The organism is Pedobacter sp. (assembly GCF_040513095.1).
Classification (GTDB): domain Bacteria; phylum Bacteroidota; class Bacteroidia; order Sphingobacteriales; family Sphingobacteriaceae; genus Pedobacter.
Map to the genome: position 1 here is coordinate 51998 of NZ_JBEVDX010000136.1, position 7517 is coordinate 59514.

Genomic DNA, 7517 nt, shown 5'->3' on the forward strand with positions numbered 1-7517 from the left:
AATGTCCGTCATTAATACAAACCCAAAGTAATTTCAACCTGATTGTTATCCAGTAAATCAAGATGATCAAGTTGCTGGGCTATGTAAATACTTGTCAGCCTTCCAGTGCCTTCAACAGCTACATAGGGGCCAACTTTATCTACAGCCAGCAGGGTTATTCCCTCCAGCTTTACTTCTTTGTTTTTTAGAGCCCGGTAGATTCCTGTAACACGAGAGTCCAGGTATGGTACTTTCTGTATGTTTCTCGCTGCATCGGAAATCAGGTAGGAACCTTCAGTATTTCTTTCCCATCCTGGTAGCTGCAGCGTGTATACCATGTCGAGATCTGATTTATTAATCTCCAGATAAGCTCTGTACCAGTTAATATACAGTGAAATTGAATCTACCAGACCTTGTTTTAACTCGAGAACGCTTTCTATTCCTTCCTTTTCCAGGTACTTGTTGCCAGACAAAAGCATCGCTAATGTATCTTGCCTGCTGGATTCATACACCGGATTAAAGAATTGGGAATACACTTCTCCCACCGCCCATCGTCGCAGTACTTCATGGCGGTCAATTTTTTCTATCAACTTCATAAGCGTTTCAGGTAAATAATTTCAGGAATATTTAGTTAAGACAAGTTAACAAGAAAAGCAATTGTAGAAGCTGAGGGTGTTAATTTGGGACTTTTGGCCCCATTGTCTTATGACGCTTTTGACCCTTAGAATTCAGCTCTTTAAATAATAACTTCAATTAAAAGGCTGACTATGAGACATCTTTTAATGAAGTTATTATTTCTTATTTTGGTGATTTTACTTATCATTCTGGCTAGATGCCTTTATGTGACAGGAACAGCTCCAGAGCCGTATCGTTCGGTTAATCCCTATTCTGTTTATAATGGTTGAGTGTGGTGCAATTTCAATTTACTTCTTTCCATTCTTCTCCCCATCGTGGGTCCCACTTTTTTTTAAAATAACACATTTCTCCTTCGGTGAGTTCTAATTCGCGTTCATGGGACTGTTTTTTTAAGGTCTTACTTTCTAGATGATCCACAACAGATGAAGTCACCAATAGGTGATTAAGCTTCATGCAGTAAAGCGCATTGGCATAATCATTATCTGCACACCAAAAGATATAATTCTCATCCAACCTGCCTATAACTTTCAAGATTTCCCTTCTAAAGAAAATACACCAGCCTGCAACCTCGTACCGTACTCTATATCCGATTTTGAAACCGTCATTTAATTTGAAGCCAAATTTTGGATGATGAATGGAGCAGACTGGAGAAGCGCTGTACACATCAATAAACTGCTGGAAAGGTTTTAATATTTCTGTTGCCCAATGTTTATGAAATAGTAAGTCGTTGTTGCAGATACAGATATAAGGTGATGAAGTCATGTCTATGCCTATGTTCAAATAGCGATGATAACCAAAAGGGACCTCTGGATATACTGTAGTACTATAAGGGTATTGATAAGGAGCAATAGACTTCTCTGACTCGATCACAATCACATTAAATTTGATGGTATTAGGATCCTCTGATGAGATCAATGACTCAATTCCATTAATGGTGATTTGTTTGAGTTCATCAGTTTGTGCATAACTCACTATTATCACATCAATTTCAGTTTTCTCTTCCATGTTTACTGATTTAATAATTATTTTTTGATAGAAACATTAAGATTCTAAGATAATCAATAGGTCTAAAAATACATTTGGGCAAATTATTTTGAGTCGGATGACCCTAGAGCCAGCACACAATCCTTTCTATCTTGAATAAAAAATGGCAATGGATTTCCAATCACAATTCCCTTTAATCTCCTGCATTTGTGTTACTGATAACAGAGTAGAAATGCTTTATAAGTGCATCATTTCTTTTGAGCAGCAAAATTATCCAAATAAAGAACTTGTTATTTCTTATCCTCAGACTGATTACAAAACGCAACAGTTTGTTCAGCACTTGTTGGACTATAGATCAGTACCAATTATCGGTGTTAAAAGGGATAAAAATGAATCTATAGGTATGGCAAGGAACAATGCTATTGCCATCGCTACTGGAGTTTATGTCTGCATGTGGGATGATGATGATCTTTATGAAGAATCCAGGCTAATTGTCCAGTATACTACCTTGAATAGTGATGGACGCTTGTTTCAGGCGAATGTCCTTTCCCAGATATTACTTTACCACCAATTTAATCAAACCGCCTACCTTTCGTTCCCATCATATTGGGCGTGCACGCTACTTTGCAGAAAAGATCACCTAGTACAATATCCCTGCTTAGATGCTGATCAATTTGAGTATGCAGGGATTCTGAATTTTCTAAACAACAACCAGCTGCTTTGCTCAATTCCGGCACCATCATTATACATCTCTGTTTTTCATGGACGAAATTTAATCAGGTACAGCACATTTTTATTCCTTGTCAATCAAAGTGAAACTATACCCACCGAGATTTCTGACAGCATAAAACACCATTTAGAGTGGCAGGTTCAGCTGCCTGTAGAAATTATTTAGATGATAAATTATGGGACAACTGGCCTTATTTCCCTGCAGCTGATTTATATAATTTTACAACAACATCAAATTCAAACACATGGCTAAATCGTGGTATTTTTTTATCGGCGGTGATGATCCGCTGGATTCGTCAAAATATATAAAGGTTCCTGTAGGCAAACACATGTGCTTGTGCGGTGATAAGATCTGCGCAATCTATGCTGAAGGTATAGACAGGGAGCCAGTCAGCCCATTGTCGGATAATATGAAAGTGTATATCCGGACAGCCTTAAGTACTGGACAATTACAACCAGAAATTCCTGTTGGCGCAAAAAAGTTTGTTTATCTGAAAGATTACTAGTGTACCATGAAGATTAAGCCCCTACACCCCTTGATTTCCTGTATTTGCGTCACCCACAATAGACCGGGCATGTTGCTGAAATCAATCTTATCTTTTGACCAGCAAAATTATCCAAATACTGAACTGGTCATAACCTATCCTCGCACTGACGAAGTTACGAGGAGTATTGTTGCCCGGCTAAAGCAAATCTCTGATATAAAAATATTAGGAATAGAAAGAGATCCGGGGGAAACCATCGGCACAGCCAGAAATAATGCTGTCGCGAAATGCAACGGGGATTATGTATGCATGTGGGATGACGATGATATTTATTTCTTCAGTCGCATTGCAGATCAGTACAACTTGCTACAAGGAAACGGGAAGTACTTTCAAGCCAGTGTAGTTCCGCAGATCATTCTATTTGATTCGGGTAAAGGCGAAGCCTATTTATCTTTCCCTTACCATTGGGGGGGTACACTACTCTGCAGGAAAGATCATTTTTTGGCACATCCGTGTATAAATTCAAATCAATTCGAATGTTCACCAGTAATTAACTATTTGCACCAAAATAATCTTTTGCTGCAATCTGACTTTAATCCGCAACTATACATCTATGTGTATCATGGTCAAAATAAAACTGATCGGATGTCCTATCAATACCTAACCAGAAAAAGTGATCCCCTGGAAAAAGAATTTGCATATGGCATCTCTGAATATTTAAAACAAGAAATAAAGCTTAGTGTATCATGAGAGATAAATATCCATTGATTTCCTGCATTTGTGTAACTAATAACAGAACGGAGTTTTTGAAAAGAGCGATCAATTGCTTTGCGTCGCAAAATTATCCGAATAAAGAACTTGTGATTTCCTATCCTTTCAATGATAGTCAGACCAAAGAACTCATAGCTGATCTCATGGGGAGATCTGATCTTCCTATCACCAGAACTGAAAGATCTGATAAGGAATCAGTTGGAAATGCGAGAAATGAGGCTATTTCTAAATGTAAAGGAGATTATGTCTGTGTGTGGGATGATGATGACTGGTATCATCCCAGCAGATTGTCCTTCCAATTCAATAGCATGAACACAACAGGAATTGGCTTTAATGCAAGTGTTTTGACGAGAGTATTATTGTTTGATAATACCACTCAAAAAGCTTACATGTCCTTTTCCTATTGCTGGGAAAATACGCTTTTATGCAGGAAGGAAATTATTATGCAGAACCAGTACGCACACCAAAACCGTGGGGAAGACACACATATAATTAAATTCCTTGATGGTAAAAAGTTTCTGCATCATATTCAGGAATCCCCATTCTTATACGTCTATATATATCATGGACAAAACACCTGGAACTACCAGCATTACGAGTATTTAATGAAGAAAAGTGAACTCCTATCGGATGAAGTTACTGCAAGCATTCGAGAACTTATCAGTTAATCAATCGAAAAATATGGAAACACCACTTGTATCTTGTACCATGTTGACTGCTAACCGGCAGAAATATGTCCCTTTGGCAATTGACAATTTCCTTAGTCAGGATTATCCATACACCGAATTAGTCATTGTAGATGACGGGAAAGACTCCGTCCTTTCCCTTATTCCTGATGACAAACGAATAAAATATTTTTATTCTCTGCCTATCGGCACTATTGGAGCAAAGCGTAATTATGCGTGTGAAAGATCAACTGGAGAAATTATTATGCATTGGGATGATGATGACTGGTATGCTGCAGACTGGGTTAGTCGGCAGGTTCACTACTTAAAGGAATCTGATGCAGACATGTGTGGAATTGAGCATGTACACTTTTTCTCCCCTGTTACTGATACCTTCTGGACAGGAACTTCTTTGAACAGAAACAAGGGTTACAGACAGCAATGGTTAAGCGGAGCCACCCTCGCCTACTGGCGAACATTTTGGGAAGCACATCCTTTTGAACATAAGAATACCGGTGAGGATGATGGGTTTATTACTAGACACGGTGCAAGAGTTTATGCGCACGACTATATCGATGGTTTTGTAGCTCTTTTACATCCGCACAATACCACTACCAAATATTTTGAACATCCCAGAGAAAAGCGTGGTCACAACCAATCAAAATTTCTATGAAAACCGAGTATCCATTGATCACCTGTATCTGTATTACCAGCAACAGAATAGCAAAACTTCAAAAGGCAATTTCATATTTTAAATTGCAGGACTATCCAAATAAAGAACTTATAATATCTTATCCTATCAAGGATAAATTAACCAGATATATCATTGACAGGATAATTTCCGCAGGAGAATTAAGGATAATAAAATTGGAAAGGGATGATAAACTTAGTCTTGGCGAGGCAAGGAATCAGGCGGTTGCGAAATCCAATGGTGAATACATATGTACCTGGGATGACGATGACTGGTATCATGTAAGCCGGCTATCTTATCAATATCATAATCTCAAAGAATCAGGAGGAAAGTTTAAAGCATCGATTTTAAATCAATTGATTCTGTACGATGCCACTACCCAGCGGGCTTACCTTTCTTTCCTTTATCCATGGGAAAACACGCTGTTATGCAAAAGGGAGGTATTTACTGAGTATCAATATAGTAATATGGATCGTGGGGAAGATAGTAATATCATTGATATGCTGGATGCTACACGACAACTATTACATATTGGTGGAGCTCCATTTCTGTATGTTTATGTTTATCATGATGGTAATACCTGGGGTTATTCCCATTTCAAATCTTTTCTCAAAAGAAGTCGTTTACTCGATGACGAGCTCGCAAATAGTGTAGCTCAAATGATTGAATAGACATGGGTTTATGGGACACCTGACCTTCAATATCACATAGTTTATTATCTAATTTTATAAGAAATAATTAAATATTATGACAACGAATCAACCTCTTGTATCATGTATTATGCCTACGGCTAACAGGGAAAAATTCATCCCCTTAGCAATAGAATACTTTTTAAATCAAGATTATCCGAACGTAGAATTAATCATAGTAGATGATGGTGTCCAATCGGTATCTGCATTAGTACCAGATAATCCTAAGATTAAATATTTTTATACTGAACCACTGGGGACTATTGGGGTCAAAAGGAACTACGCCTGTGAAAAATCCAGTGGTGAGATCATAATGCATTGGGATGACGATGATTGGTATGCGCATGATTGGGTTAGCAGACAGGTTGATGCACTTTTAACGTCTGGTGCGGATATTACCGGTTTAAACAGAGTAGTTTTTTATTCTCCATCTGTCAATAAACGTTGGATGTATGAAGATTTGGATGAAGAAAAGCCTTGGCTATGTGGCGCCACGATGGCGTATCGAAAGTCATTGTGGGAAGCGCATAATTTCATCGATATTCAGGTAGGTGAAGACTATGATTTCGTTTGGAATTCAGGTGCAAAAACTTTTGCACTAGATTATTTTGCAGGGTTCATTGCAATTCTACATCCCAATAACACAAGCATTAAACCTGTGGAAAATCCCAAACATAAAAAGAATGCAGTGGGTTGGGTTGAACCAAAAAAGGAGGCTGAGTTATGAGTTCACCACGCGTGTCTTGTATCATGCTTACAGCCAATCGACCGAATTTTATTCCCCTGGCGGTACATCATTTTCTCAATTCGGATTATAGGGATGCTGAACTGGTAATAATTGATGATGGTAAAGAATCTGTCAAATCCTTAATACCTGATCATCATCGTATTAAATACTTTTATACAGAACCACTTGGTAGTATAGGAAATAAGAGAAATTATGCTTGTGAAAAAGCAATTGGAGAAATTATTATGCACTGGGATGATGATGATTATTATCCTTATGACTGGATGACAAGGCAGGTGAAGGCACTGGAAGAATCCGGAGCAGACATTGTAGGTTTGAACCAGATATTATTTTATTCTCCTTTGGTGAATAAGTTCTGGAACTATGATAATAAGGACACTGATCGTCCTTGGCTTTCTGGGGCGACAATGTGTTATCGAAAGTCTTTCTGGGAAAAACATCATTTTAAAGATATTCATGTTGGTGAAGATTATGACTACATCTGGAACTCGGGTGCAAGAATTTATGCTCATGAATATCCTAATGGTTTTATAGCAACATTGCATGCAGGAAATACGACACTAAAACCTTTTGAAGATCCGAGACATAAAAAAAACGCGATTATGTATATGGATGTAAAATTTGAGGGGAACGCCGAAAACCTTAAACAGAGTAGGCAATACAATTATATTAAATAATATGCCTTGGTATCAATTTATTAATAACGACATGGATATCTGCGACTCCGATAGTTATCAGATATTAGAAAAAGCTCCTGATACAGTTGATGGTCCATATTTAGCGGCAATATTTGCTGATGAAATTCCAGGTGATCCTGAACGTAGACCAGATTTAGATGGTACACCCGGTTTACTATTTTACATTATTCGTGCTTTAGCTAAAAGAAAAGGGCAACCCTTCTCCCATTTCCCACCTGTCCCATTGGAGGTTAGGATGTCGGAGGTGCCAGCAAATGAAATCAAGAAATGACAATATGGTAGTACATCATTTTTTATTTTAATTAACTTTCACTTAGCAGTTGGTAGTTAAACAATAGAATAATTACGGGCTGATTCTATTGTTTACTACCAAACAAGATCAAGTACCTTACAATGAAATTTCTACAAAGATTAAATACCTAGTTCCTATACACTGCAAAAT

At 37.8% G+C, this 7517-nt stretch carries 11 protein-coding genes; 9 read left to right on the forward strand and 2 right to left on the reverse strand.

Translation table 11 applies throughout. The features are described 5' to 3' along the window. Window positions 1-11: 11 nt before the first annotated feature. Both ABWY16_RS15605 and ABWY16_RS15610 read right to left on the reverse strand, forming a co-directional pair. Complete coding sequence (locus tag ABWY16_RS15605; protein ID WP_353905579.1) at window positions 12-575, reverse strand: hypothetical protein; 564 nt, start codon at window positions 573-575, stop codon at window positions 12-14. A gap of 322 nt (window positions 576-897) precedes the next feature. Then, complete coding sequence (locus ABWY16_RS15610) at window positions 898-1620, reverse strand: glycosyltransferase family 2 protein (RefSeq protein WP_353905580.1); 723 nt, start codon at window positions 1618-1620, stop codon at window positions 898-900. Between the two features lie 148 nt (window positions 1621-1768). Here ABWY16_RS15610 and ABWY16_RS15615 point away from each other — a divergent pair, with 148 nt between their 5' ends. From ABWY16_RS15615 to ABWY16_RS15655, 9 genes are all read left to right on the forward strand, one after another. Beyond that, complete coding sequence (locus ABWY16_RS15615; RefSeq protein WP_353905581.1) at window positions 1769-2494, forward strand: glycosyltransferase family A protein; 726 nt, start codon at window positions 1769-1771, stop codon at window positions 2492-2494. A gap of 79 nt (window positions 2495-2573) precedes the next feature. Then, window positions 2574-2834, forward strand: coding sequence for a hypothetical protein (locus tag ABWY16_RS15620; protein WP_353905582.1), 261 nt, complete (start codon window positions 2574-2576; stop codon window positions 2832-2834). Window positions 2835-2840: 6 nt separating this feature from the next. Then, a complete protein-coding gene (locus tag ABWY16_RS15625; RefSeq protein WP_353905583.1) occupies window positions 2841-3563 on the forward strand; it encodes a glycosyltransferase family 2 protein in 723 nt (240 codons plus the stop codon). Beyond that, window positions 3560-4252 carry a glycosyltransferase family 2 protein gene (locus ABWY16_RS15630; RefSeq protein ID WP_353905584.1) on the forward strand — a complete coding sequence of 231 codons (693 nt, stop codon included), beginning with the start codon at window positions 3560-3562 and terminating at the stop codon, window positions 4250-4252. Before ABWY16_RS15625 ends, ABWY16_RS15630 begins: the two co-directional genes overlap by 4 nt. A 13-nt stretch (window positions 4253-4265) precedes the next feature. Then, the gene (locus ABWY16_RS15635; RefSeq protein ID WP_353905585.1) at window positions 4266-4922 is read left to right on the forward strand and encodes a glycosyltransferase family 2 protein; all 657 of its coding nucleotides are present in this window, start codon (window positions 4266-4268) and stop codon (window positions 4920-4922) included. After that, entirely contained in the window at window positions 4919-5611 is a 693-nt protein-coding gene (locus ABWY16_RS15640) for a glycosyltransferase family 2 protein (protein ID WP_353905586.1), read from the forward strand. Before ABWY16_RS15635 ends, ABWY16_RS15640 begins: the two co-directional genes overlap by 4 nt. 76 nt (window positions 5612-5687) lie before the next feature. Next, window positions 5688-6356: a glycosyltransferase family 2 protein gene (locus tag ABWY16_RS15645; protein ID WP_353905587.1), complete on the forward strand. Its 669-nt coding sequence runs from the start codon at window positions 5688-5690 to the stop codon at window positions 6354-6356. Then, window positions 6353-7054, forward strand: coding sequence for a glycosyltransferase family 2 protein (locus ABWY16_RS15650; RefSeq protein ID WP_353905588.1), 702 nt, complete (start codon window positions 6353-6355; stop codon window positions 7052-7054). The genes ABWY16_RS15645 and ABWY16_RS15650 overlap by 4 nt, the downstream gene beginning before the upstream one ends. Window position 7055: 1 nt before the next feature. Next, a complete protein-coding gene (locus ABWY16_RS15655; RefSeq protein WP_353905589.1) occupies window positions 7056-7346 on the forward strand; it encodes a hypothetical protein in 291 nt (96 codons plus the stop codon). Window positions 7347-7517 lie beyond the last annotated feature (171 nt).